22 protein-coding genes and 1 tRNA gene are annotated in these 26,070 nt (G+C 63.7%); 19 read left to right on the top strand and 4 right to left on the bottom strand.

All coding sequences use genetic code 11. The features are described from left to right. Positions 1-42 precede the first annotated feature (42 nt). The 3 genes from dapE to VA602_RS06460 are packed head-to-tail and all read left to right on the top strand — an operon-like array spanning position 43 to position 2,403. A complete protein-coding gene (dapE, locus tag VA602_RS06450) occupies positions 43-1,194 on the top strand; it encodes a succinyl-diaminopimelate desuccinylase (protein WP_323452806.1) in 1,152 nt (383 codons plus the stop codon). Further along, a complete protein-coding gene (locus tag VA602_RS06455; RefSeq protein WP_323452807.1) occupies positions 1,194-2,006 on the top strand; it encodes a putative RNA methyltransferase in 813 nt (270 codons plus the stop codon). Before dapE ends, VA602_RS06455 begins: the two co-directional genes overlap by 1 nt. A gap of 19 nt (positions 2,007-2,025) precedes the next feature. Beyond that, the gene (locus VA602_RS06460; RefSeq protein ID WP_054894467.1) at positions 2,026-2,403 is read left to right on the top strand and encodes a hypothetical protein; all 378 of its coding nucleotides are present in this window, start codon (positions 2,026-2,028) and stop codon (positions 2,401-2,403) included. Positions 2,404-2,467: 64 nt separating this feature from the next. Here the strand turns inward: VA602_RS06460 and VA602_RS06465 are convergent, their stop codons facing one another. Then, a complete protein-coding gene (locus VA602_RS06465) occupies positions 2,468-2,677 on the bottom strand; it encodes a cold-shock protein (protein WP_065862298.1) in 210 nt (69 codons plus the stop codon). Positions 2,678-2,908: 231 nt separating this feature from the next. Between VA602_RS06465 and plsB the strand changes: the two genes are divergently transcribed. The 9 genes from plsB (at position 2,909) to nadS (ending at position 11,592) form a co-directional block, all read left to right on the top strand. Then, positions 2,909-5,395, top strand: a complete 2,487-nt coding sequence (plsB, locus tag VA602_RS06470; RefSeq protein ID WP_323452808.1) for a glycerol-3-phosphate 1-O-acyltransferase PlsB — start codon at positions 2,909-2,911, stop codon at positions 5,393-5,395. 132 nt (positions 5,396-5,527) lie between these two features. Further along, positions 5,528-6,211: a hypothetical protein gene (locus VA602_RS06475; protein WP_323452809.1), complete on the top strand. Its 684-nt coding sequence runs from the start codon at positions 5,528-5,530 to the stop codon at positions 6,209-6,211. Positions 6,212-6,294: 83 nt separating this feature from the next. Then, complete coding sequence (locus VA602_RS06480; protein WP_323452810.1) at positions 6,295-6,693, top strand: YbaY family lipoprotein; 399 nt, start codon at positions 6,295-6,297, stop codon at positions 6,691-6,693. A gap of 33 nt (positions 6,694-6,726) precedes the next feature. Continuing rightward, a complete protein-coding gene (locus tag VA602_RS06485; RefSeq protein WP_054894470.1) occupies positions 6,727-7,413 on the top strand; it encodes a DUF4197 domain-containing protein in 687 nt (228 codons plus the stop codon). A gap of 452 nt (positions 7,414-7,865) precedes the next feature. Then, positions 7,866-8,747, top strand: a complete 882-nt coding sequence (locus VA602_RS06490; RefSeq protein WP_054894471.1) for an alpha/beta fold hydrolase — start codon at positions 7,866-7,868, stop codon at positions 8,745-8,747. A gap of 111 nt (positions 8,748-8,858) precedes the next feature. Beyond that, a tRNA-Gly gene (locus tag VA602_RS06495) sits at positions 8,859-8,932 on the top strand. Positions 8,933-9,135: 203 nt separating this feature from the next. After that, positions 9,136-10,836, top strand: coding sequence for a SulP family inorganic anion transporter (locus tag VA602_RS06500; RefSeq protein ID WP_323452811.1), 1,701 nt, complete (start codon positions 9,136-9,138; stop codon positions 10,834-10,836). Positions 10,837-10,987: 151 nt separating this feature from the next. Continuing rightward, a complete protein-coding gene (locus VA602_RS06505; RefSeq protein ID WP_323452812.1) occupies positions 10,988-11,308 on the top strand; it encodes a type II toxin-antitoxin system RelE/ParE family toxin in 321 nt (106 codons plus the stop codon). Beyond that, the gene (gene nadS, locus VA602_RS06510; protein ID WP_323452813.1) at positions 11,305-11,592 is read left to right on the top strand and encodes a NadS family protein; all 288 of its coding nucleotides are present in this window, start codon (positions 11,305-11,307) and stop codon (positions 11,590-11,592) included. Before VA602_RS06505 ends, nadS begins: the two co-directional genes overlap by 4 nt. Positions 11,593-11,858: 266 nt before the next feature. Here the strand turns inward: nadS and VA602_RS06515 are convergent, their stop codons facing one another. Further along, on the bottom strand, positions 11,859-12,929 hold the full coding sequence (locus VA602_RS06515; protein WP_407682496.1) for a glycerophosphodiester phosphodiesterase family protein: 1,071 nt from the start codon (positions 12,927-12,929) through the stop codon (positions 11,859-11,861). Between the two features lie 128 nt (positions 12,930-13,057). Between VA602_RS06515 and VA602_RS06520 the strand changes: the two genes are divergently transcribed. From VA602_RS06520 to VA602_RS06535, 4 genes are all read left to right on the top strand, one after another. Further along, positions 13,058-14,077: a DUF4917 family protein gene (locus VA602_RS06520; RefSeq protein ID WP_065862306.1), complete on the top strand. Its 1,020-nt coding sequence runs from the start codon at positions 13,058-13,060 to the stop codon at positions 14,075-14,077. A gap of 87 nt (positions 14,078-14,164) precedes the next feature. Continuing rightward, complete coding sequence (locus VA602_RS06525) at positions 14,165-14,692, top strand: RNA polymerase sigma factor (protein ID WP_063545935.1); 528 nt, start codon at positions 14,165-14,167, stop codon at positions 14,690-14,692. Next, positions 14,689-15,642: a FecR family protein gene (locus tag VA602_RS06530; RefSeq protein ID WP_323452814.1), complete on the top strand. Its 954-nt coding sequence runs from the start codon at positions 14,689-14,691 to the stop codon at positions 15,640-15,642. The genes VA602_RS06525 and VA602_RS06530 overlap by 4 nt, the downstream gene beginning before the upstream one ends. A 115-nt stretch (positions 15,643-15,757) precedes the next feature. Further along, the gene (locus VA602_RS06535) at positions 15,758-18,310 is read left to right on the top strand and encodes a TonB-dependent receptor (RefSeq protein WP_323452815.1); all 2,553 of its coding nucleotides are present in this window, start codon (positions 15,758-15,760) and stop codon (positions 18,308-18,310) included. Positions 18,311-18,417: 107 nt separating this feature from the next. On the opposite strand, the gene VA602_RS06540 is transcribed toward VA602_RS06535, so the two are convergent. Next, positions 18,418-19,626: a class I SAM-dependent methyltransferase gene (locus VA602_RS06540; RefSeq protein WP_323452816.1), complete on the bottom strand. Its 1,209-nt coding sequence runs from the start codon at positions 19,624-19,626 to the stop codon at positions 18,418-18,420. A 103-nt stretch (positions 19,627-19,729) separates the two neighbouring features. After that, complete coding sequence (locus tag VA602_RS06545; RefSeq protein WP_323452817.1) at positions 19,730-20,347, bottom strand: TPM domain-containing protein; 618 nt, start codon at positions 20,345-20,347, stop codon at positions 19,730-19,732. Between the two features lie 201 nt (positions 20,348-20,548). On the opposite strand from VA602_RS06545, the gene bglX reads away from it, so the two are divergent. The 3 genes from bglX (at position 20,549) to VA602_RS06560 (ending at position 26,045) form a co-directional block, all read left to right on the top strand. Beyond that, complete coding sequence (bglX, locus tag VA602_RS06550) at positions 20,549-22,840, top strand: beta-glucosidase BglX (protein WP_153773143.1); 2,292 nt, start codon at positions 20,549-20,551, stop codon at positions 22,838-22,840. A 116-nt stretch (positions 22,841-22,956) separates the two neighbouring features. After that, entirely contained in the window at positions 22,957-24,714 is a 1,758-nt protein-coding gene (locus VA602_RS06555) for a sensor histidine kinase (protein ID WP_323452818.1), read from the top strand. After that, positions 24,708-26,045, top strand: coding sequence for a sigma-54-dependent transcriptional regulator (locus VA602_RS06560; RefSeq protein ID WP_323452819.1), 1,338 nt, complete (start codon positions 24,708-24,710; stop codon positions 26,043-26,045). The genes VA602_RS06555 and VA602_RS06560 overlap by 7 nt, the downstream gene beginning before the upstream one ends. Positions 26,046-26,070: the final 25 nt, after the last annotated feature.

The following is a 26,070-nucleotide window of genomic DNA, read 5'->3' on the forward strand; positions in this document are numbered from 1 at the left end:
CGCCCCCAAGATTTCCCGCCTTGCCTTGCCCCGGAGTCCCCCATGACGGCCCCAGCCGAGCTCTCGCCCACCCTTCAACTGGCCTGCGACCTGATCCGTCGCCCCTCGGTGACGCCGGTCGATGCCGACTGCCAGACCCAGATGATGAACCGCCTGGGTGCCGTCGGCTTCCAGCTCGAGCCGATGCGCTTCGAGGACGTCGACAACTTCTGGGCCACCCATGGCAACCAGGACGGCCCGGTGCTGTGCTTCGCCGGTCACACCGACGTGGTGCCCACCGGCCCCGTGCAGCAATGGCAGCATGAGCCTTTCGACGCGCTGATCGACGCCGACGGCATGCTCTGCGGCCGCGGTGCTGCCGACATGAAAGGCAGCCTGGCCTCGATGGTGATCGCCAGTGAGCGCTTCGTGAACGATTACCCCAATCACCGCGGCAAGGTGGCTTTCCTCATCACCAGTGACGAGGAAGGTCCGGCGCATCACGGCACCAAAGCGGTGGTCGAATTGCTCAAGGCCCGCAACGAGCGCCTGGACTGGTGCATCGTCGGCGAGCCGTCGAGCACCACGCTGCTCGGGGACGTGGTCAAGAACGGCCGTCGCGGCTCGCTCGGCGCCAAGCTGACCGTGCGCGGCAAGCAGGGTCACGTGGCCTACCCGCACCTGGCCCGCAACCCGATCCACCTGGCCGCACCGGCCCTGGCAGAACTTGCCGCCGAGCACTGGGACGAGGGCAATGCCTTCTTCCCGCCGACCAGCTTCCAGATCTCCAACCTCAACTCCGGCACCGGCGCCACCAACGTGGTCCCGGGCGACCTGGTCGCGCTGTTCAACTTCCGCTTCTCCACCGAGTCGACCGTCGAAGGCCTGCAGCAGCGGGTCGCGACGATCCTCGACAAGCACCAGCTGGACTGGTCGATCGACTGGGCGCTGTCGGGCCTGCCGTTCCTCACCGAACCGGGTGAGCTGCTCGATGCGGTGTCATCGAGCATCAAGGCCGTCACCGGTCGCGACACCCAGCCGTCCACCAGCGGCGGCACCTCCGATGGCCGCTTCATCGCCACCATGGGCACCCAGGTGGTCGAACTGGGTCCGGTCAACGCCACCATCCACCAGGTGGACGAGCGTATCCTGGCCAGCGACCTGGACCTGCTGACCGAAATCTACTACCAAACCCTGGTGCGGTTGCTCGCCTGATGCTTGCCTGCCCCCTCTGCCAGGCGCCGCTGGCGCAGCTCGACAACGGCGTGGCCTGCCCTGCCGGCCACCGCTTCGACCGCGCCCGCCAAGGCTACCTGAACCTGCTGCCAGTACAGCACAAGAACAGCCGCGACCCGGGCGACAATCAAGCGATGGTCGAGGCCCGCCGCGACTTCCTCGACGCCGGTCACTACGCTCCGGTAGCCGCGCGCCTGGCGCAACTGGCCGCCGAGCGCCAGCCTGCAACGTGGCTCGACATCGGCTGCGGCGAGGGCTATTACACCGCGCAGATCGCCCAGGCGCTGCCAACGGCAGACGGCTATGCCCTGGACATCTCCCGCGAGGCAGTCAAGCGCGCCTGCCGCCGCGCGCCGCAGTTGACCTGGATGGTCGCCAGCATGGCTCGAGTGCCGATGGTGGACGCCAGTTGCAACTTCATCGCCAGTGTCTTCAGCCCGCTGGACTGGGCAGAAGCCAAGCGCCTGCTCGCCCCAGGTGGCGGCCTGATGCGGGTCGGACCGACCAGCGGCCACCTGATGGAGTTGCGCCAGATGCTCTACGATGAAGTGCGCCCCTACGCCGACGACAAGCACCTGGCCTTGGTCCCGGACGGCATGCAGCACGCCCACGGCGAGGTGCTCGAGTTCACCCTGACACTGCGCGAAGGCAAAGCCCGCGCGGACCTGCTGGCGATGACCCCGCACGGCTGGCGCGCCAGCGCCGAGAAACGTGCCAGCGTGATCGAGCAGCCTGAGCCGTTCGACGTCACGGTTTCCATGCGTTATGACTATTTCGTGCGCCAAGACTGAGCACACCCGGAGCCCTGAAATGCGCCAACCCGATATCGAGATCTACCTCAAGGACGCCGACGTCGATCACAAGCAGATCGCCGACTGGCTGACCCAGGCCTTGGGCCCATGCAGCGAATGGAAACAGAAAGGCCAGACCTTCAAGTGCACAGCCGGTAACATTCCGGTCACCTGGTTACCCAAGGCTGTAGGGAAATGGAACAGCCTGTACCTGGAAAGCGATCAGACGCCGTGGGCCGATGATGTCGCTTGCGCCCGCGCCGCCTTCGCTGCGCTCAATGTCGAAGTGCGCTGCGCGCCGGGCAGTTGGGTCGAGGAGGATGGTGAAGAGGATGCCGATCGCTGGATCCGCATCAGCGCCGACGGTGAAGAGGAAATCACCTGGCGCACCAGCTGAAAAAGCTCGCATCAGGCTGCAAGTTCCACGGACAACCTGCAGCTTGAAGCGTGCCGACTAGGTGTCAGAGACCGACCACGTCCTCTGCCTGCAGGCCTTTCTGGCCCTGCACCAGGGAGTATTCGACCTGCTGTCCCTCGACCAGGGTACGATGCCCCTCACCGCGGATCGCACGATAGTGGACGAACACATCCGCTCCTCCGTCGCGCTGAATGAAGCCAAAACCCTTGGCATCGTTGAACCACTTCACATTCCCAGTCTCACGAGACGACATCTGAAACACTCCGGATTTTTATTTTGAAGATCGCCTTGCAGGCACAGGGTCTCCTCCCTGTGCCGACACTGCTTGAGGAAATTTCCTGCAAGGTGCGGACCGAGTATATGACAGACAACAAAAAAATTTGATGACTGGCCCGTGGATGGCCGATTTTTGCTGAACTTATGCAGATACAGCAGCCTAACTTGCTGGTATATCACCTGATACATTTTCCAGGGCAGACACCCCATGACCCGTTCCCCCCTGCGTCGCCTGATCTTCGGCGCCCTGCGTCGCGTGCTCTATCTGTGGGTGCGATCCGAAACCATCAATCAGTCTTCGCTGACGCTCAAGCTCGACCGCAGCCGCCCGGTGTTCTATGCCTTGCCCTCGCCGTCGCTCACTGACCTGGCGGTGGTCGACCGCGAATGCACCAAAGCGGGGCTGCCACGCCCCGTGTTGCCCGTTGCCGTTGGGCCGCTGCACGAACCTGCGGCGTTCTTCTACCTCACCCCAGACCCGGACTGGCTAGGCCGCCAGGACAAACGCGGCGCGCCCCCCACCCTGGAGCGCCTGATCGCGGCCATTGGCGAGCATGCCGAAGAGGATGCGCAAATCATTCCGGTCAGCGTGTTCTGGGGGCAGACCCCGGCCAGCGAATCCAGCCCGTGGAAACTGTTGTTCGCCGACAGCTGGGCAGTCACCGGCCGTCTGCGCCGGCTGCTCAGTGTGTTGATCCTCGGCCGCAAGACCCGCGTGCAGTTCTCCGCGCCGATCCACCTGCGTGAACTGGTGCAGCACAACAAGGGCCAGGAGCGTACCGTGCGCATGGCCCAGCGCCTGCTGCGCGTGCATTTTCGCAACCTCAAGACCGCAGTGATCGGGCCGGACATCTCGCACCGACGCAACCTGGTCAAGGGCCTGGTCCATGACCCGCTGGTACGCCAAGCGATCAGCGATGAAGCCGAGCGCGAGAAGATCCCTTACGCCAAGGCCGAGGCCAAGGCGCTGCACTACGGCAACGAGATCGCCTCGGACTACACCTACACCGCGATCCGCTTCCTGGAAGTGGTGCTGAGCTGGTTCTGGAACAAGATCTACGACGGCATCAAGGTCAACCACATCGAACAGGTGCAAGGCATCGCTCCGGGCCACGAAGTGATCTACGTGCCGTGCCATCGCAGCCACATCGACTACCTGCTGCTGTCGTACCTGTTGTTCCGCAATGGTCTGACGCCGCCGCACATCGCCGCCGGCATCAACCTCAACATGCCGGTGATCGGCGGCCTGTTGCGCCGCGGTGGTGCGTTCTTCATGCGCCGGACGTTCAAGGGTAACCCGTTGTACACCGCAGTGTTCAACGAGTACCTGCACACCTTGTTCACCAAGGGTTTCCCGGTGGAGTACTTCGTCGAGGGCGGACGCTCGCGGACCGGGCGCATGCTGCAGCCACGCCCGGGCATGCTGGCGATCACCCTGCGCAGCTTCCTGCGTTCCTCGCGCACGCCGATCGTCTTCGTGCCGGTCTATATCGGCTATGAACGCGTACTCGAAGGCCGTACCTACCTGGGAGAGCTGCGTGGTGCGAGCAAGAAGAAAGAGTCGATTTTCGACATCTTCAAGGTCATCGGCGCCCTCAAGCAACGCTTCGGCCAGGTCTATGTCAACTTCGGCGAACCGATCCGCCTGGGCGCGTTCCTGGACCAGCAGCAACCTGGCTGGCGCGAGCAAGACCTTGCCCCGCAGTTCCGCCCGGCCTGGCTCAACGACACCACCACACGCCTGGGCCAGACGGTTGCCCAACACCTGAACGGTGCGGCAGCCATCAACCCGGTCAACCTGGTAGCCCTCGCGCTGCTCTCGACCAGCCGCCTGGCGCTCGACGAGCGCGCCCTGATTCGTGTGCTCGACCTCTACCTGGCCCTGCTGCGCCAGGTGCCCTACTCAAGCCACGTGACCCTGCCCGAAGGTGACGGCAAGGCGCTGATCGAACATGTCAGGGGCATGGAGTTGCTGGCCGAACAGAAGGACGCCCTGGGGCGTATCCTCTACCTGGACGAAGCCAATGCGGTGCTGATGACCTATTACCGCAACAACGTCCTGCACATCTTCGCCCTGCCAGCGCTGCTCGCCAGTTTCTTCCTCAGCAGCTCGCGGATGAGTCGCGAACTGGTGGGGCAATATGTCCAGGCGCTGTACCCGTACCTGCAGGCCGAACTGTTCCTGCGCTGGACGCCGGAGCAACTCGACGAGGCCATCGACCAATGGCTGAGCGCACTGGTCGAGCAAGGCCTGCTGCGCTTCGAGAACGGCATGTACCTGCGTCCGGCGCCCAGCTCGCGCCAGTTCGTGCTGCTCACCCTGTTGGCCCGCGCCATCACCCAGACGCTACAGCGTTTCTACATGGCCACTTCGCTGCTGCTCAACAGTGGCCAGCACAGCCTGAACGCCGAAGAGCTGGAAGACCTGTGCGTGATGATGGCCCAGCGCCTGTCGATCCTGCATGGGCTCAATGCCCCGGAGTTCTTCGACAAGACCCTGTTCCGCCACTTCATCCAGACCCTGGTGCGTGAAGGCGTGCTGCTGCCCGATGGCAATGGCAAGCTTGGCTACCACGACAAACTCGCCGAGCTGGCCGAAGGCGTCGCCAAGCGGGTGCTGTCGGCGGAGCTGCGCTTGTCGATCCGGCAGGTGGCGCTGCATCGGGACGAACACGAGAAGAGCTCTCACGTCTAAAACCTGGCTGCAGCAACAACGATAAAACCTGCAGGAGTTCCCTCTCGTCGGGTTATCACCGTCCTGCAAATACTGGTTTGGCTCGCTGACCGTCAGCGAACCAAACCAGTATTTGCAGGAGAATCAGTGCTCATGAGCAACGAACACATCGTCAAAGTACACGGGTGCGTGAGTATCGGCGACCTGCCGATCTTCACAGCGCAACACATGGAGATATTGGTCAGCCTCAGCCGGCCCGGCATCCACACTCTGGACGGCACGCTGGCCTACTGCATCAACACATACACCAACGCATCGACCCACTACACGCTGCTGGTCGATATCCGGCGATTGAGCCCCGGTGAAAATCTGGATCTCGAAGCGATCATCTCTGTCGGCTATGGCGAAGGCGCGGAAAAGGCCCGCGCCAAAATAAGCATCACGCTCGACCACGAAACGCCAAGCGTGGAACACCACCTGCAGATCGGAAACGCCACCACCAGTGCCGTCGAGCTTGCTCAGACCACCGGCGCAGTAGCCATTCCGGCGCTCGATGCAACAGGCCCCCTGCGCCTCATCGTCTCGCTGCACCAGAGGCAAAACAACATCTACACCAGGATTGCAGAGAATGCCTACCAGATTGACGGGCAGCAGCAACCGTTCTCGTTATACTTCGATCCTGCCGTACTGGATCCCGAACAGCAGACAGGCTTTCACATCGATGTGTACGACGCCTCGAACACCCTGTTGTGTGGTTACCGGAAAAGGAACATCGACCCGCTGAGCCTGGGTGTACAGCCGAACATCAAGTTGAAGCGCCCGAAAAAACCGATTTGACGAACCTGCCTCGCCCACGGGTCCACAGTCCTGCCAGAACAGCGACAAGCTTGCCTGGCAGGCTCAAGAATCTTGGAGATCTCATGAAAAAGCTGTTGCTGTTATCTGCTTTCGCACTGCTCGCAGCCTGCTCCAGTCACGCCCCGTCCAACCAAGCCAGCCTGGAAGGCGAAGTCTTCTACCTGCAGCGCATTGCCCTGCCGCCTGCCGCCACGCTCAGCGTGAGCCTGCAGGATGTCTCGCTGATGGACGCCCCGGCCGTCACCCTGGCCAGCCAGTCAGGTCCGGTCAAAGGCAACGTGCCACTGCCGTTCCAGCTCAGCTACGACCCAGCCAAGGTCCAACCGGGTCATCGCTACGCCGTCAGCGCGCGTATCGAGCTCGATGGCAAGTTGCTGTTCATCAACACCGAACACCACGGCGTCCGACTCGACGGCAGCGACCCGCAACCTGTGCGGATCAAAGTCGATCAGGTGCGCTGATTCCGCTTCATTTCTGCCCATAAGGAAGTCCCCATGATTCGCTCCTCCTTGCGCTTCACTACCCTGTGCGCCGGCTTGCTGCTGTCGGCCAGCGCCCTGGCCCTGTCGCTTGGCGACCTGTCCCAGAGCGACGCCTCCGGCGGCCTCAAGGACGCCCTGACTCAGGGCGCGCAGATTGCCGTCAAGCAGTTGAGCACCCCAGGGGGCTTCAACAACAACCCTGACGTGCGCATCGAACTGCCCGGCAACCTGGGCAAGGCCGCCAAAGCGATGAAGATGTTTGGCAAGGGCGATCAGGTCGATGCCCTGGAAAACAGCATGAACAAGGCTGCTGAGGCTGCCGTGCCACAAGCCCAGGCGATTCTCGTGGATGCGGTGAAAAAGATGACCGTCACCGATGCCAAGGGCATCCTCAGCGGTGGTGAGGATTCGGCCACCCAGTACCTGAACAAGAGCAGCCGCGAGCAGATTCGCGCCAAGTTCCTGCCGATCGTCAAGCAGGCTACCGACAAGGTCGGTCTGGCCCAGCAGTACAACAGCTTCGCCGGCCAGGCCAAGGGGCTGGGCCTGATCAAGGACGACGCCAATATCGAGAACTATGTGACCGAAAAGGCCCTGGATGGGCTGTTCGAAATGATTGCCAAGCAAGAACAGAGCATCCGCCAGAACCCGGCACAGGCCGCGACGAGCCTGGCCAAGAAAGTGTTCGGCGCACTCTGATTCGCCCAACGTCACTGCCTGAACGTGCATCGCGGGCAAACGCCCGCGATGCCACCCCAGCCCACGCCCATGGGCGCCGCCAGAACGACCATCCGGCGGTTTTGCGCAAAAGATCCCCCAGGCGGCACTTGCACGATCCGCGCACGGCTGCTTGAATCCAATTCGTCAGTCTTCATGTGACTCATCGGTCACTCATGGAGTCCAAGACGCCTTTTGCTGGCCACCCAGGGTCTCGATGCCTTGGGGCACGGCAGATCGCCCGCCTACAACAATACCCGTCGACCCGCACAACCGGGATCGGCACTGGGCCCCCGGTTTCACTTCAAGGCGAATGCCTACCTGTCATATGGAACGTGCACCCTAGGGTTCTGCGCAGCCATGTCGAGCGATCGATACGACTGAGCAGGCCACTAGATGACGCGAGTGCCCTTTTTGCGCCAGGAGTCGATGACATGAGGCCAGAAATCGCTGTACTTGATATCCAAGGTCAGTACCGGGTTTACACGGAGTTCTATCGCGCGGAAACGGCAGAGAAGACGATCGTCCTGATCAACGGCTCGCTGGCCACCACGGCATCTTTTGCCCAGACGGTGCGCAATCTGTATCCGCAATTCAACGTGGTGCTGTACGACCAGCCCTATGCCGGCAAGTCCAAGCCACACAACCGCCAGGAGCGTCTGCTCACGAAAGAGACCGAGGCGCATATCCTGCTGGAGCTGATCGAGCACTTCCGTGCCGATCACGTGATGTCGTTCTCCTGGGGCGGCGCGTGCACCCTGCTGGCACTGGCGCACCAGCCACGCCTGGTGAAGAAGGCGATCGTCAGTTCGTTCTCGCCGGTGATCAACGATCCGATGCGTGACTACCTGGAGCGCGGCTGCCAGTACCTGTCGGCCTGCGATCGCTATCAGGTCGGCAACCTGGTCAACGACACCATCGGCAAGCACCTGCCATCGCTGTTCAAGCGCTTCAACTACCGCCACGTAAGCAGCCTGGACAGCCACGAGTACGCACAGATGCACTTTCACATCAACCAGGTGCTGGATCATGATCTGGAGCGGGCATTGAAGGGCGCGCGCAACATCGATATTCCGGTGCTGTTCATCAACGGCGAACGTGACGAGTACACCACCGTCGAGGATGCCCGGCAGTTCAGCCGCCATGTGGGCAAGAGCCAGTTCAGCGTGATTCGCGATGCCGGCCACTTCCTCGACATGGAACACAAGACCGCCTGCGAGGATACCCGCAATGCCATGCTGGGTTTCCTCAAGCCAGCACGCGAGCCGCGCCAACGTTACACCTACGTGCAGGGGCAGCATGCGTTGGCCATCTGAGCGGCCCGGCGACCTGTGGCCGTTACCCGCCGGTTCAGGTCGTCGACAGGCTTTTTTACAACCCTGGGCTTCTCATGAGGCTTGGGTTCTGGTAAAAAGTCGCGCTGCGAAGCGGGTATAGTTTAGTGGCAAAACGAAAGCTTCCCAAGCTTTAGTTGAGGGTTCGATTCCCTCTACCCGCTCCAGATTCCTCGCCTGAAACCCCTGGTTTCAGCGCCCGTAAAAAGAGCCGTCGGCTCTTTTTTCGTTTCTGCATCTTCCATTGATCTGGCCCATGGCCGCCCCCTTGCCGATCCGCTTGAATGCGCGGCCGGATTTCGCTTGCAAGCGAGACGGCTTCGGGTGCATATCGCCTACTCTACCCAGAGACATTTCCAAGGGACTGCCCATGTTTCTCTCCCGCTGGTTGCCCGGCCTGGCCAACCTCCTGCACTACCGTCGCGAGTGGTTCCACGCCGACCTGCAGGCGGGCCTGTCGGTGGCCGCGATCCAGATCCCGATCGCCATCGCCTACGCGCAAATTGTTGGCCTGCCGCCGCAGTACGGCCTGTATGCCTGCGTACTGCCGATGATGGTCTACGCCCTGATCGGCAGCTCGCGGCAATTGATGGTCGGCCCCGATGCCGCCACTTGCGCAATGATCGCCGGGGCTGTGGCGCCCTTGGCAATGGGCGATCCGCAGCGCATCGCCGAATTGTCGGTGATCGTCACGGTACTGGTCGGGGTGATGCTGATCGCGGCGGGCCTGGCCCGCGCCGGGTTCATCGCCAGCTTCTTTTCGCGGCCGATCCTGATCGGCTACCTCAACGGTATCGGCCTGAGCCTGATTGCCGGACAACTGTCGAAAGTGGTCGGGTTCCGCATCGAGGGCGATGGCTTCGTGCTGAGTCTGATCAATTTCCTCGAGCGCCTGGGTGAGATCCACTGGCTGACCCTGGTCATCGGCCTCGGTGGCCTGGCCCTGCTGATCTGGCTGCCCAGGCGCTATCCGAGGTTGCCTGCGGCACTGGTGACTGTGGCAGTGTTCACCGTGCTCGCAGCCCTGTTCGGTCTCGACCGATTCGGCGTAGCGATCCTGGGCCCAGTGCCTGCGGGCATCCCGGAGCTGGCCTGGCCCCAGAGCAACCTGGCCGAAACCAAGAGCCTGCTGCGCGACGCGCTGGGTATCGCCACGGTCAGCTTCTGCAGCGCCATGCTCACCGCGCGCAGTTTCGCCGCGCGGCATGGCTACGCGATCAATGCCAACCACGAGTTCGTCGCCCTGGGTGTGAGCAACCTGGCCGCAGGCATCTCCCAGGGCTTCGCCATCAGCGGCGCGGACTCGCGCACCGCGGTCAACGACATGGTCGGTGGCAAGAGCCAGTTGGTGGGCATCATTGCCGCGCTGGTGATCGCGCTGATCCTGCTGTTCTTCACCGCTCCCATGGCCTGGATCCCCCAGGCCGCCCTGGGCGCCGTGCTGTTGATGGCCGGTTGGGGTCTGATCGACGTGAAGTCCCTGGGCAAGATCCGGCGCCTGAGCCGCTTCGAGTTCTGGCTGTGCCTGCTGACGACCATCGGCGTGCTTGGCCTGGGCGTGCTGCCAGGCATCGTCTTCGCCGTGACCCTGGCCATCCTGCGTCTGCTCTACACCATCTACCAACCCACCGATGCCGTGCTCGGCTGGGTACCGGGTATCGAAGGCCAGGTCGACGTACGCCAGCACCAGGACGCGCGCACGGTACCTGGCCTGGTGGTGTACCGCTTCGATGACGCGATCCTGTTCTTCAACGCCGACTACTTCAAGATGCGCCTGCTCGAAGCCCTGCAGCGCGAGCCCGGGCCCAAGGCTGTGCTGTTCGATGCCGAGGCCGTGACCAGCATCGACGTCAGCGGCATCGCCGCCCTGCGCGAAGTGCGCGACACCTTGCAAGCGCAAGGCGTGCACTTCGCCATCGCCCGCGCCCGCGGCACCTTCCTGCGCATGCTGGTGCGCTCGGGGATGGCGCGGGAGATGGAAGACAAGCTGCTGTTCGGCTCGGTCCGCGCCGGTATCCGCGCCTATCGGGTGTGGCGTAACAGGGAGCGGCGTGAGCAGGGAGCGGTATGACAGAAGCGGATTACATGAGGATCAGAACTCAGCACGGTGCGTAAATTACTTTCAGTCATTAGCGTGGGCACACCGCACCCGCAACGTGCGAGACACCCGTCCTCCATGACGCTGCCCTCCCAGCGCCTACGCCACTGACGTACTCCATGCTATGCTTTTCATCGAAACACCACTTTTCACCAAACGAGTCAAAGAACTGCTCGATGATGAGAGCTATCGACTTTTGCAACTCGCTCTTGCCACCTCCCCTACTGATGGTGACCTGATCGAGGGCACCGGAGGTTTACGCAAGATTCGAGTGGCAGCTAAAGGGCATGGAAAGCGCAGCGGTGCGAGGGTCATTTATTACCACTTCGTCTCCGCATCCCAAATCGCCATGCTCTACATCTATCCGAAAAACGTGCAAGTGGACCTCTGCGCAGAGCAACGCAAGGCACTGATGAAATTGATCACGCATTGGAGCCCAATATGAACCGGTTCTTCGACGAATTGATGGAAAGCGTCCAACAGATGGATGAGATCATTCACGGCAAACGCCAAGCTTCGCGCCAGTTCGAGGTGAATGCAGTACAAGTGAAGAGCATTCGCGAGTCAACAGGCCTGTCACAGGCCCGGTTCGCCGAAATGATCGATGTGCAGGTCGCCACTTTGCGTAACTGGGAGCAAGGCCGCAGAGAACCCACAGGCCCGGCAAAAGCCCTGTTACGTGCGATTTACAATGATCCTGATCATGTACTGAAGGCGCTTTCTCACTGACCCCCATACACGTTCCAAGAGCACTACCCGATGGCGCGCCGCCCTACGCCTGCGCCGCGCTCGCCATCCCCTTGCCGATCAGAGTGATCGATCCGCACAGCAAGCAGCCGGGTACTTCACCTGTTCCACCTCATGCACCTTGGCCAGCAAAAAATCGCGCCGTATGAGTGCGGGCTTGTCTCGCGATCACCGGCTAACCCGGTGTCCTCCATCGCGGTTCTTTTCACCGACAAGCCTGCGCCCACAGAGGCTTCATGCTGCTGTGATCAGTAACCCAGCGCCTTCAACAACTGCGCCTCGGCCGGTACCTGCGCACGCCCATAAAAACGCAGCAGTTCCCCGGCCCGGTTGGTGAAGATGCCATCCACCCCCGCCTTCATCGCCTTGTCGAAGTCCACCCGCTCATCGAGGGTGTACACATGCACCAGCAAGCCGCGCTCATGGCTGGCCTGGTTCATCCATGGCTTGATCAGGTCGGCATAGCTCTGCTCGCCCAGATTGCTGCGCACCGCCGAAGGCCCCGTACCGATGGCGCCACCGGCCTTGGCCGCATCCAGCCAACGGAGGAATTCCTCACGGTCTTTTGGTTCCTGGCGGGCATAGAACGCGGCCTTGTCCTGTTCAGCGGAATCGGCAAAATCCTTGCCCGACTTCGGCTCGATGCTGTCCTTGCCGATCCACAGCAGCAGGATCTTCGGCACCTGTGGCATCTGCTGGTGCAGCAGCGCCAGGCTGTTGCGATCGAACGTCTGCAGGATCACCCGGCCCGGCTTGTCGAGCCAGCCGCGAGCCTCGAGTTTTTCCTTGAGCTGCTTCTCGATGCCTGGAAATTGCTTGGGCACCTTGGTCTCGATGTACAGCCCCGGATGGCGCTCGGGGTTGCCTTCGGCGATATCGATCACTTCGTCCAGCGCCAGGATCTGCAGCTTGCCGAACGACTCACGGGCACGATCCGGGTAGGCCTTGTTGAACCAACTGCCGGCATCGAGCGACTTCAACTCGGCGAGGGTGAAATCGCTGACCGGGCTCTTCGCCCGCTCGGGGAAGCGCTCGGCCACATCGCTGGTACGCGCCAGCACATCGTCATGCACCACCACCAGCACGTTGTCGCGGGTGCGCTGCAGGTCGAGCTCCAGGTAGTCGGCGCCCAGTTCACGGGCCAGCAGATAGGCCGCTCGCGTCGATTCGGGGGCATCGAAGGAGGCGCCGCGGTGGGCGATCACCGCCGGATGGGGAACATGCTGGGCCTTGGCCAGGGAGGGGCCATCGCTGGCGCCAGCGTTCATCGCGCAAAGGAGCAGGGCCAGGCCCATTGCCGGAAGAGCAGGTATACGCATTCATCGATCCTCTTGGGCTGCGCGTTCAGAACGGAAGCTGCGCAGCTGATTCCTTGGAGACGCAAGCCTCTCACAGCTTGGATGACATGCTAAAGTCCCCGCGTTCACCCTTGCCCTACGGATGCGCGATGCCCTCTCTCGATTCCCAGCTGGCCAACTGGCCCGATCTCAACGCCCGCCACTCCTGCACCGCCCTGCTGGTGGGCAACGGCGCCAGTCGGGTGCTGTGGAAGCCGTTCGGCTACTTCTCGCTGTTCGAACAGGCGCAGCGCGCGGGACGCAAGAGCGGCCTGGCGATCAGCGACCAGGCGCTGTTCAAGGCCTTGGGCACCGAGCTGTTCGAACCGGTGCTGAGCACCCTGAACACCACGGTACGGGCCAACGCGGCCCTGGCGATCAACTCCACCGCGCCGCTGAACCGCTACTACTCGATCAAGGAAGCGTTGATCCACGCCACCCGGACGGTGCATCCGCCGCACACGCTGTTGTCGAGCGCCACCCTGGCGTCGATCAACGCCGCACTGCGCCAGTACCGCAGCGTCTACACCAGCAACTACGACCTGATCCTGCCCTGGGCCATCGAACATGCGCCACAAGGTTTCGCGCAGCTGTTCGATGACGAAGGTTTCTTCGATGTACGCCGCACCGCCAGCACCGGCACCCGGGTCCTGCACCTGCACGGTGGCATGCACCTGCTCAAGCTGCCCGATGGCAGCACGCGCCAGCGCAGCGCTGTCGGCAGCGAACTGCTCGACGGCTTCGCCGTGAACATCCCTGGCGAGGTGCCGCTGTTCGTCAATGAAGACCGCAGCGAGCAGAAGCTGCGGGCGATCCGCAACTCGGACTATCTGGCCTGGAGCCTCGCGCAGTTGGCCACCGAACACGACGGTCTATGCCTGTTCGGCCACCACCTGGACAGCAGCGACGAACACCTGCTGCAAGCCATTCACCAAGCCCGCCCCAAGCACTTGAGCATCGCCATCCGGCCTCTGAACGAAGCCTCGATCATCAACCAGAAGCAGCACTTTTCCAAGCGCTTCGCCGATCTTGCTGGCGTTTCCCTGCACTTCTTCGACGCCACCAGCCACCCGCTCGGCGCCGCGGAACTGGCACTGCCGGTGCCGTTGGCGCAAGCGCGACGTCACTGACAATTCATCCGCGGCGATCTGGTAAATGTAAATAATTCTCGATAAGATCCGCACCCTTTCCTTCCCAGGCCAGCCCGGAAAGCGTGCATGCAGCGCCTCAAGCCCGACCCAGCCACCCAGGACACCTGCCGCGGCTTCTATGCCGAGATCCTGCATTTCCTGCGCAAGCGCATGGACAATGCCAGTGACGCCGCCGACATGACCCAGGATGTCTTCACCCAATGGCTGGGCTACCGCGACCGGGCCAAAGTCGAGCAACCCCGCGCCTTTCTGTTCCAGGTGGCGCGCAACTTGCTGAGCGATCACTGGCGTCGGCAGAAGGTGCGCCATGCCGTGCTCGACGACCAGGCCCAGGACGAAACAGCGGCCGACAACGACCCGCTCGACCACGCCCAGCACGCGCAACGCCTGGATCAATTGCGTGAAGTGCTCGGCGAACTCTCGCCGCGGCGACGAGAAGCCCTTATGCTGCACCGCTTCGAAGGCCTGACCCAGGCACAGATCGCTGAACGCATGGACATTTCCGTAAGCATGGTCGAGAAGCACATCGCCGCCGCCCTGCTGCAATGCAAGCAACGGCTGGACAGTGACAATGGCAGGGAGCAGCCGCAATGAGCCTTATCGACGACATCGACCAGCGCCCGATCGACGCCCAGGCGGCCAGTTGGTTCACGCGCAACCGCAATACGCCGTCGCGTGAGGAGCGCAAGGCTTTCGCCCTGTGGATCCAGCACCCGGAGCATGCGCGCGCCTATCGGCAGTTCGAACAGCTGTGGGACGACCTGGCGGCGCTCAAGCAGGCCAGCCAGCCTGTCGCCCTGCCGATACGCCAGCCGCCGCGCTGGCGTCCGGCTCTGGCAATGGCTGCGGCGCTGCTGTGCGCGGTGCTGGCCGGCAACCTGGGCAGCACCGCTGCACCGATGCATCAGAACCTGGCGGCCAGCGACAGCATGCGCAGCCTGCGCCTGCCCGATGGCAGCCAGTTGTTCGTCAACGCCCAGACCCGCCTGCGCCTGGACTTCACCGCCGAACAACGATTGATCAGCCTCGAACACGGCCAGCTGTACATCGAGGTGGCACCCGACAAGGAGCGCCCGCTGTTCGTCGATGCCGGGAGTGCCCGCGTGCGCGTGGTCGGCACCGGCTTCGACCTGCGCCGCGGCGACCGCGAGCTGGCCCTGAGCGTGGCCCACGGCCAGGTCGTCTTCGAGACCTCGGGCGAACATCAGCCTGCGCTGCTGCTCGGTGCCGGACAACGCGTCACCTACGACCCGGCGCGCGGCACGCTGGTGCGCCAGGAGCTCGGAGAGCAGCCGGTGGCCGACTGGCGCGATGGCCACGTGAGCTTTCGCAACCGTGAGCTGGCGAGCCTGATCGACGAACTGAGCCTGTACCGCCAGCAACCGGTGCTGCTCGCCGATCCGAGCCTGGGCCGCTACAAGGTGTCGGGCAATCTCGATGTGCACGATCCCGATGCACTGCTCACCGCCCTGCCCGCGTTGCTCCCGGTAAAAACCACCCTGCTCGGCGACGGCCGCCTGCGCATCGAGCACCGTTCGAAATAAATTTGAGAATTTTTATCATTCGCAGGTGAGGGTTTTTCCCAACACCGCGTCTTCCTCCCCGCCTGCCGCGTGAACGGCGGGCTTTTTTCCGGCCATTTGCCGTTTGGGGGAATCCATGTTGCCTGCGTTGCGTCCGTTGAAAGCCTTGCCCACTCGTCCCACCCTGCTCGCCCTGTGCCTGGCCATCAGCCTGGCCGCCGAAGCCGCGCCGCAGCAGTTCGACCTGCCCGCCCAACCGCTGGCGCGCTCGCTGAGCCAACTGGCGCAGCAGGCCAAAGTCCAGCTGCTGTTCGACGAAGCCCTGCTGCACAACGCCCAGGCCCCGGCCCTGCAAGGTGCCTTCGAGGCGCAGGAGGCGATCGCCCGCCTGCTTGCCGGCAGCCGCTTCAGCATGGTGCGCATGGGCAACACGTACGTGGTGCGGCTCAACGAAGAGCAACCGCAGGCCGACAACAGCATCCAGCTCGGCGCCATGAGCATCGTCGGCGACGGCCAACAGATCGGACCGCAGAACGTCGGACGCTCGACCCTCAACCAGGAACAGATCGACCGCTACCAGCCCAGCAATATCCCCAGCGTGCTCGCCACTCTGCCAGGCGTGAACATGGGCGGCTCGGCCAAGCCGGGCGGGCAGACCATCAACATCTGGGGCCTGGGCGACGCCGAAGACGTGCCGATGACCGTCGACGGCGCCACCAAGAGCGGCTTCGAACGCTACCAGCAAGGCACGGTGTTCATCGAGCCGGAGCTGATCAAGCACATCGAGGTGGAAAAAGGCCCGCACTCGGTCAAGACCGGCAATGGCGGTTTCGGCGGCAGCGTCAACATGACCACCAAGGACGCCGGCGACCTGCTCCAGGAAGGGCGCAACAGCGGCGCGATGGTCAAGTACGGCTACGCCAGCAACGACCACCAGCAGGTGTACAGCTCGGCGCTGTTCGGTCGCACCGAGGATGGCCGCTTCGACGGCCTGGCGTACCTGACCAAGCGCGACGGCGGCGACATGAAGCTGGCCAGTAACATCCCCGATCCCCAAGGCCGCTACCCGATCAACCCCACGCGCCTGCCCAACAGCGCCCTCGACCTGGACGGCGCACTGTTCAAGGGCAACGTGCATTTCAACGAAGAGCACAGCCTGGGCTTCTCCTGGTCGCAGTCACAGAGCGAACGCTGGGCGCCGTTCTCGTCCACCGCCTACCCCACGCCGCCCACCGCCGCCGACATCAAGAAGTACGGCTACGAAGCGGCGCTCAAACGCTTCCTGGCCAACCGCACCACCACCGACACCACCTGGTCGACCACCTACACCTACCAGCCGATCGACAACCGCTGGGTCGACCTGGAAGTGAAGTACTCCGACTCCGACACCAAGCAGACCGACGAGCGCCTGGCCACGGCGTTCTTCCAGCCTGCCACCGGCGGGCGCAAGATGGACACCGAGTACCGCGACCGTATGCTCGCCGTGACCAACACCAGCCTGTTCGAGACCGGCGTGCTGGAGCACGCACTGACGGCGGGCGTGCAAGTGCGCCGCCACGACCGCGACACGCAGATGTGGATGCCGGGCGGCATCTACGACACGCCGCGCTACAACTACGGCCACTACCAGCCGTACTTCATGCCCAGCGGCAAGGTGCGGAGCCAGGGCTACTACCTGCAGGACGCCGTCACCCTGGGTGATGTGACCATCACCCCGTCGCTGCGCTACGACCAGGTGACCAACGAGGGCAAGCCCAACGATGCCCCGCTGTACAACAACCCGGCCGCCGGCCACGACTACAGCGACAAGACCTACAGCGGCTGGTCGCCACGTCTGTCGGTGTTCTGGAAGGTCACGCCCAACACCGCCCTGTTCGCCGACTACAGCAAGACCTGGCGGGCGCCGGTGCTGGACGAGCAGTACGAAGTCCAGGGCAGCGGCAGCCGCACCGCCACCAGCCGCAACCTGGACCCGGAGCGCATCACCGCCCTGCGCGTGGGCAGCGTGTTCGACTTCGACAACCTGGTGCTGGCCAACGACAGCGCCCAGGTGCGCACCACGCTGTTTCGCAACCACATCGAGGACGAGATCTTCAAGGCCACCGGCATCGGCTGCCCACAACAACTGGTCACCGGTGGCAGCATCGCCAACACCTGTGGCGGCGGACTGATGTCCAACTACCGCAACATTGGCGATGTGGTGATCAAGGGCTTCGAGGTCGAGAGCTTCTACGATTCGACCTACCTGTTCGGCTCGGCGTCGTTCTCCTGGATCACCGGCCGTCACCAGGGCGCCTACACCAACCCCTGGGGCCCGGATGTGTGGGCCAAGGATATTCCCGCGCCGAAATGGATCACCACGCTGGGGGTGAAGATTCCGGCCTGGGATGCGCGGATCGGCTGGACCGCGCAGTTCGTGCGCAAGACCGACCGCCTGCCAAGCGACAAATACTACGAGGGGCCGGCCAGCGTACTGGGTGACCGTTACTACGATCAGTTCGCCAACAGCAGCTACCAGATCCACGGCCTGTTCGCCAACTGGAAGCCGCAGCAGGCCTACCTGAAAGGTACCGAGGTCAACCTGACGGTGGACAACCTGTTCAACGAGTCGGCCCGACCGGAGCTGTCGGGGGAGAATGCGCTGATGCAAGGGCGCAATGCCAAGATCAGCGTGACGCGGTTCTTCTGATTGTCGCCAGTCGCGGTGGGGGCGAGCTTGTCGGGGCGCCGAACCACCGCGAACAGCCGCGCTGAGCTTTTCGCGGGTAAACCCGCTCCCACAGGGCCTGGCAGTACTCAGCCGGCAATGAGCCCATCGGCCCGCAACAGGCTCTCCAGGCAATGCTCCTGTACCCCATAGAACGCCTTGAGCTGGGCGATCTTCTCCAGCAGTGCGCTGTTATCCCCAGCCTGTCTGCGCTTGACCGCCAGGATCATCTTGTTCTTGTTGGTGTGCTCCAACGAAATGAACTCGAACACCTTGGTCTCGTAGCCACAAGCTTCCAGGTACAACGCGCGCAGGCTGTCGGTGAGCATCTCGGCCTGCTGGCCCAGGTGCAGCCCGTACTGCAGCATGGGCTGCAACAGCCCTGGGCTGTGCAGTTGCGGACGGATCTGCTTGTGGCAGCACGGTGAGCACATGATGATCGACGCGCCGCAGCGGATCCCGGTATGGATGGCGTAGTCGGTGGCGATATCGCAGGCGTGCAGCGCGATCATCACCTCGATGGCATCGGGCACCACGCTACGCACATCGCCGCACTGGAACTCCAGGCCAGGGTTCTCCAGCCGCGCCGCGGCAGCGTTGCACAGTTCGACCATGTCGGGGCGCAACTCGACGCCGGTCACTTGCGCTTCGCGAGCCAGGGTGTTGCGCAGGTAGTCATGCATGGCGAAGGTCAGGTAGCCCTTGCCCGAACCGAAGTCGGCGACTCGCAGCACCTGGTTGGCAGTCAGCGGCGCACTGCCCAGGGCATGCTCGAAGACCTCGATGAACTTGTTGATCTGCTTCCACTTGCGCGACATCGACGGAATCAGCGCACCTTGAGTGTCGGTCACGCCCAGATCGCGCAGAAATGGCCGCGACAGTTCCAGATAGCGTTTCTTCTCACGATCGTGCCCCCCCGCCGCAGCCTCGCGCGGCACCTGGGTGCCGTGGCGTTGCAACAGCGGCTTGCCCTTCTTGCTGAACCCCAGTTGCACCTCGCCGTCGGCGGTGAACAGATGGGCATTGCGAAAGCTCTCCGGCAACAACTCGGCGACCAGGGCCTGGGCCTGATCCAGCGGCAGGTTGCGGGTGATGTCGCGGGTCTGGTGACGGTAGACCAGCGACAGGCAGGGCTGACCCTTGATCTGCACTGGCTTGGCGATGATCCGCTGCAGGCTCTGGTCGGCGCCGACATGACGCGCCAGCACCAGCTTGGTCAGGGTTTCGCTGTGCAGGGCATCGCCCAGCAAGGTCAGGAACTGGGCGCGGGCGTCCGCAGCGGGGGTGGAGGAAGACATGGGAAGGGGGTGCCTCAAGATGCGCAATGGCCGGCATTCTACAGGTTTGCAGGCTTGAGTGGCTGTGCAGGCCCCATCGTCGGCCCGCACCGCCACACACTGTTCAATCCAGGATCACCAGCTGGTTGGGCAACTGGTTGCGCCGCCGCGTCGGCGGCAGGTGCTGGCTGAGCAACTCGCCGCAGGCATCGATGCATTCGACGAACCCCTGCAAGGTGCGCCCCGCGCAGACCTGCGCGGTAAAACGTGCCACCAGTTCGGCACGTGCTCGTTCGTCCAGGTGCTGGGCGATGCCCTCGTCCGCCAGGATGGTCACATAGCGCTCCGCCTCGCTGACGAAGATCAACACCCCGGTAGCCCCCTCGGTGCGCTGCAGGTTTTGCTCACGAAATTGCCGCCGCGCAAGATCGGCGGCACGGCGGTGGCGCAGCACCCGTGGGACCAGCCAGCCGGCCAGGCGCGGGTTACGCAGCAACAGGCTGAAGACGATGAAGGTCAGTACCTGGGCCACCAGCAGCCCACGCAGCCCTGGCCACCCCAGCAGCACCTGCACCAGCCCGGGGAGCGCCAGCGCCAGCAGCACAGCCCACAGCAACGGCAGGTAGGCATAGTCATCGGCGTGGCGCGCCAGCACCGTCACCAGCTCCGCGTCGGTGCGCTGTTCGGCACGAGCGATGGCTTCGGCAACCTGGCGTTGTTCGTATTCATTGAGAAGGGTCATGCCTTCGGTCTCTCGATCGTTCTTATAGTTGTTAGCCCGGCACGCGGTCGCGAGAGTGTATCTCATCGAGCCCCACTTATAAGGCATAATCCGCGGCGACCGCGGGAGGATGGGGGAGCGACCTGTTACACCGCCAGCGGGCCAGACAACAACAGCCGTCCGAAAAATCGGCCGCGAGCGAACCACTCGACAACGGAATTGATGATGAAACTGTCCTTGCTGGGCCTGGCCATGGGCCTTGCCAGTCAGGCGGCCGTGGCCGCCACCTCTGCCCCGCCCCTGGAAGACAAGCGGGCCTTCATCGACCATCTGATCAGCCAGATGACCGTCGACGAGAAGATCGGTCAGTTGCGCCTGATCAGTATCAGCCCGGAAATGCCGCGCGAAAAGATCCGCGAGGAGATCGCCGCCGGTCGCATCGGCGGTACCTTCAACTCGCGCACAGCGCCCGAGAACCGGCCGATGCAGGACGCCGCCATGCGCAGCCGCCTGAAGATTCCGATGTTCTTTGCGTACGACACCATCCATGGTGAGCGTACGATCTTCCCGATAAGCCTGGGCCTGGCAGCGACCTGGGACATGGACGCCATCGCCAAGGTCGGCCGCACCTCGGCCATCGAAGCTTCGGCCGATGCCCTGGACATGACCTTCGCGCCGATGGTCGACATCGCCCGCGACCCACGCTGGGGTCGCACCAGCGAGGGCTTCGGCGAAGACACCTACCTCACCTCGAAGATCGGCCAGGTGATGGTCCGCTCGTTCCAGGGCAAGAGCCCGGCCGAGCCCGACAGCATCATGGCCATCGTCAAGCACTTCGCCCTGTATGGCGCAGTGGAAGGCGGGCGCGACTACAACACGGTCGATATGAGCCTGCCGAAAATGTACAACGACTACCTGCCACCCTACCGCGCCAGCCTCGACGCCGGTGCAGGCGGGGTGATGGTGGCGCTGAACTCGATCAACGGCGTACCGGCCACCTCCAATACCTGGCTGATGAACGATCTGCTGCGCAAGGAGTGGGGCTTCAAGGGCGTGACCATCAGCGACCACGGCGCCATCCAGGAGCTGATCCGCCACGGCGTCGCCCGCGACGGCCGCGAGGCGGCGAAGCTGGCGATCAAGGCCGGCATCGACATGAGCATGAACGACACCCTCTACGGCCAGGAACTACCGGGCCTGCTCAAGTCCGGTGAGGTGACCCAGGCCGAGCTCGACCAGGCGGTACGCGAAGTGCTGGGCGCCAAGTACGAGATGGGCCTGTTCAAGAACCCCTACGTGCGCATCGGCAAGCCCGAGACCGATCTCAAGGACTACTACGGCGACGACCGCCTGCACCGTGAGGCCGCCCGCGACGTGGCACGGCGCAGCCTGGTGCTGCTGGAGAACAAGAAGCAGGCCCTGCCGCTGAAGAAGGCCGGCACCATCGCCCTGGTCGGCCCACTGGCCGATGCCCCGATCGACATGATGGGCAGTTGGGCTGCCGACGGCCGCCCCGAACATTCGGTGACGGTTCGCGAAGGCCTGCGTCGCGCCACCGAAGGCAAGGCCAAGGTCATCTATGCCAAGGGTTCGAACATCACCGGCGACAAGGCGATCTTCGACTACCTGAACTTCCTCAACTTCGCGGCGCCAGAAATCATCGACGATCCGCGCCCGGCCGCCGTGCTGATCGATGAAGCGGTCAAGGCCGCCAAGCAATCGGACGTGGTAGTGGCGGTGGTGGGTGAGTCGCGCGGCATGTCCCACGAGTCGTCCAGCCGCACCACCCTGGAGATTCCGGCGGTACAGCGCGAGCTGATCAAGGCGCTCAAAGCCACCGGCAAACCCCTGGTGCTGGTGCTGATGAACGGCCGTCCGCTGTCGATCGCCTGGGAGCGCGAGCAGGCCGATGCCATCCTCGAAACCTGGTTCAGCGGCACCGAAGGCGGCAACGCCATCGCCGATGTGCTGTTCGGCGACTACAACCCGTCCGGCAAGCTGGCCATCACCTTCCCGCGGTCGGTCGGGCAGATCCCGATGTACTACAACCACCTGAGCATCGGCCGCCCGTTCACCCCGGGCAAGCCGGGCAACTACACCTCGCAGTACTTCGAGGAGCCCAATGGCCCGCTGTATCCGTTCGGTTACGGCCTGAGCTACAGCACCTTCGAGCTCTCGGACCTTGCGCTGTCGAAGACCGCGCTCAAGCGCGGTGACAACCTGCAGGCCGAAGTGACGGTGAAGAACACCGGCAAGGTCGATGGCGAAACCGTGGTGCAGCTGTACATCCAGGATGTCAGCGCTTCGATGAGCCGTCCGGTGAAAGAGCTGAAGAACTTCCAGAAGGTGCTGCTCAAGGCGGGTGAGTCCCGAACCTTGACCTTCCGCATCAGCGAGGATGACCTGAAGTTCTACAATGGCCAGTTGCAGCATGTGGCCGAGCCTGGGCAGTTCAACGTCCAGATCGGACTGGACTCGCAGGCCGTGCAGCAGCAGAGCTTCGAGTTGCTGTAGACCGCTGCGGCCACTGCGCGGGCACGCCCGCTCCCACAGGGTCGGATGTGCTCTTGTGGGAGCGGGTTTACCCGCGAAGGGGCCGGCACTTTAAACAGAACGCCCGGACCCGCACCATGCCCTCACCCTTCCGCGCACTGCGCCTGGCCCTGATCATTCTGCTGATCCTGGTCGGCACTGCCCTCAGCGCCAGTTGGGCGATGCACCACGCCAAGCGCCAGGCGATGCAGACCGACGCACGCCGGGCCAGCGAGCAATTGACCCTCTACGCCAACGGCCTGCATACGCTTATCGAACGCTACCGCGCCCTGCCCGCCGTCCTGGCGCTGGACCCGGAGCTGATCGACGCCCTGCGCGGCCCGGTCGGCGAACCGCTGCAGGATGCGCTGAACCGCAAGCTCGAACGCATCAACGGCGCCGCCAACTCCTCCACCCTCGAACTGCTCGACCGCACCGGCCTCGCCGTGGCGGCCAGCAACTGGCGCTTGCCGACCACGTACGTCGGCTCCAACTATGGCTTTCGCCCCTATTTCAAGCAGACCCGCAGCCAGGGCACCGGCAGCTTCTATGCCGTCGGCGTGACCAGCGGCGTGCCGGGCTATTTCCTGTCCAGCGCAGTGAACGACGAGCACGGACGCTTCCTTGGTGCCATGGTGGTCAAGCTGGAGTTCCCCGAGCTTGAACGCGAATGGCGCCAGGGCAGCGACATCCTGCTGGTCAGCGATGCGCGCGGGATCATCTTCATCGCCAACCAGAACGGCTGGCGCTATCGCGAGCTGCAGCCCTTGACTGCCGCAGACCGCGCTGAGCTGGCCGAAACCCGCCAGTACGACAAACAGCCCCTGGTCCCTCTGCAGCACCAGTTGCTGACCCGTTTCGACGAACGCAGCACGTTCAGCCGCGTGCAGGGGCCGGACGGTAGCGCCGACTATCTGTGGGAGAGCTTGCCGCTGACCACCGAAGGCTGGACCCTGCATCTGCTGCGCAAGCCGCAGGTCAGCGAGGATGCCCGCAACGCGGCGTTGTCTGGCGCCGCAGTGTGGTTGAGCCTGGTGTTCGCTGTGCTGTTCGTCAGCCAGCGCCTGCGCATCGCCCGCCTGCGCCAACGCAGCCGCGAAGAGCTGACGCGCCTGGTCGAGGAGCGCACACGCGAGTTGCGCACTGCCCAGGAAGGCCTGGTGCAGTCGGCCAAGTTGGCGGCGCTGGGGCAGATGTCGGCGGCGCTGGCCCATGAGATCAACCAGCCGTTGACCACCCAGCGCATGCAACTGGAAACCCTACGCCTGCTGCTCGACCATGGCCGTCATGAAGAGGCGCGTCAGGCGCTGGAGCCGTTGGAGCAGATGCTCACGCGCATGGCCGCCCTCACCGGCCACCTCAAGACCTTCGCACGCAATAGCCCAGGCGGGCTGCGCGAGCGTCTTGACCTGGCCACCGTGGTCGACCAGGCCCTGCACCTGCTCGACACCCGCATTCGCGGCGAGCAGGTCGAGGTGGCGCTGTACCTGGCGCGTCCTGCGTGGGTGCGCGGCGACGCGATCCGCCTCGAACAGGTGCTGATCAACCTGCTGCACAACGCCCTCGACGCCATGGCCGACAAGCGCTACAAACGTCTGGAGATCCGCATCGAAGCCGAGGACGAACGCTGGCACCTGAGCGTGCTCGACTCCGGTGGCGGCATCAAGGATGCCGACCTGGCCCGCGTCTTCGACCCCTTCTTCACCACCAAGCCGGTGGGCGAAGGGCTGGGCCTGGGCCTGGCGATTTCCTATGGCATCGTTCATGAAGCCGGCGGCCAGTTGCAGGTCGAAAACCTGCCTGGCGGTGCCCGCTTCAGCCTTACCCTGCCCCGCGACCTGGAGCCTGCATGTTGAATTCAGTGATCGTCGTCGACGACGAAGCCAGCATCCGCACCGCGGTGGAGCAATGGCTGAGCCTGTCCGGCTTCAGCGTGCAGTTGTTCGCCCGCGCAGAGGAATGTCTCGCGCAACTGCCACAGCACTTCCCTGGCGTGGTTATCAGCGATGTGCGCATGCCGGGCATGGATGGCCTGCAACTGCTCGAGCACCTGCAGGCGCAAGACCCTGACCTGCCGGTGATCCTGCTCACCGGTCACGGCGATGTGCCGATGGCAGTGGACGCCATGCGCAACGGTGCCTACGACTTCCTGGAAAAACCCTTCACCCCGCAGCACTTGCTGGGCAGCCTGCGCCGCGCCCTGGACAAGCGCCAACTGGTGCTGGAAAACCGCGCGCTGCACCAGCAGGCCGACCTCAAGGAACGGCTGCAAGCGACCCTGCTGGGGATGTCCCAGGGCCTGCAACAGTTGCGTCGGCAGGTACTGGAACTGGCGGGGTTGCCAGTCAATGTGCTGATCCGCGGCGAAACCGGCAGCGGCAAGGAGCGCGTGGCGCGATGCCTGCACGACTTCGGCCCACGCGCCGACAAACCCTTCGTCGCCCTCAATTGCGCGGCAATCCCCGAAACCCTGTTCGAGGCCGAGCTGTTCGGCCATGAGAGCGGTGCCTTCACCGGCGCCCAGGGCAAACGCATCGGCAAGCTGGAATATGCCAATGGCGGCACGGTATTTCTCGACGAGATCGAGAGCATGCCGCTGGCCCAGCAGGCCAAGTTGCTGCGGGTGATTCAGGAGCAGAAACTCGAACGCCTGGGTGCCAACCAGAGCATCAGCGTCGACTTGCGCATCATCGCCGCGACCAAACCCGATCTGCTCGACGAGGCTCGCGCCGGGCGATTTCGCGAAGACCTGGCGTACCGCCTGAACGTTGCCGAACTGCGTCTGGCGCCGCTGCGCGAGCGGCGCGAGGACATCCCGGTGCTGTTCGAGCATTTCGTCCGTACCGCCGCCGAGCGCCTGGGGCGCAGCAGCACACCGCCGCTTTCAGGCGCGCAGCTGGCGCAACTGCTGGCCCATGACTGGCCGGGCAATGTGCGCGAGCTGGCCAATGCCGCCGAGCGCCATGCGCTGGGGCTGGGTTCATCGAGCATCGAGGTGGCGCCAGGAGGTCAGTCGCTGAGCGAACAGATGGAGGCGTTCGAGCTGCAGTGCCTGCGCGCGGCGCTGCGTCAGCACAAGGGCGAGATCAAAGGGGTCATGGAGACGCTGCAACTGCCGCGGCGGACGCTGAACGAGAAGATGCAGCGCCATGGCCTGATGCGCGAGGATTTTATCGAGCGCGAATGAGCGGAATCTTGCCGATCAAAAGCTG

The organism is Pseudomonas machongensis (assembly GCF_034961125.1).
Classification (GTDB): domain Bacteria; phylum Pseudomonadota; class Gammaproteobacteria; order Pseudomonadales; family Pseudomonadaceae; genus Aquipseudomonas; species Aquipseudomonas machongensis.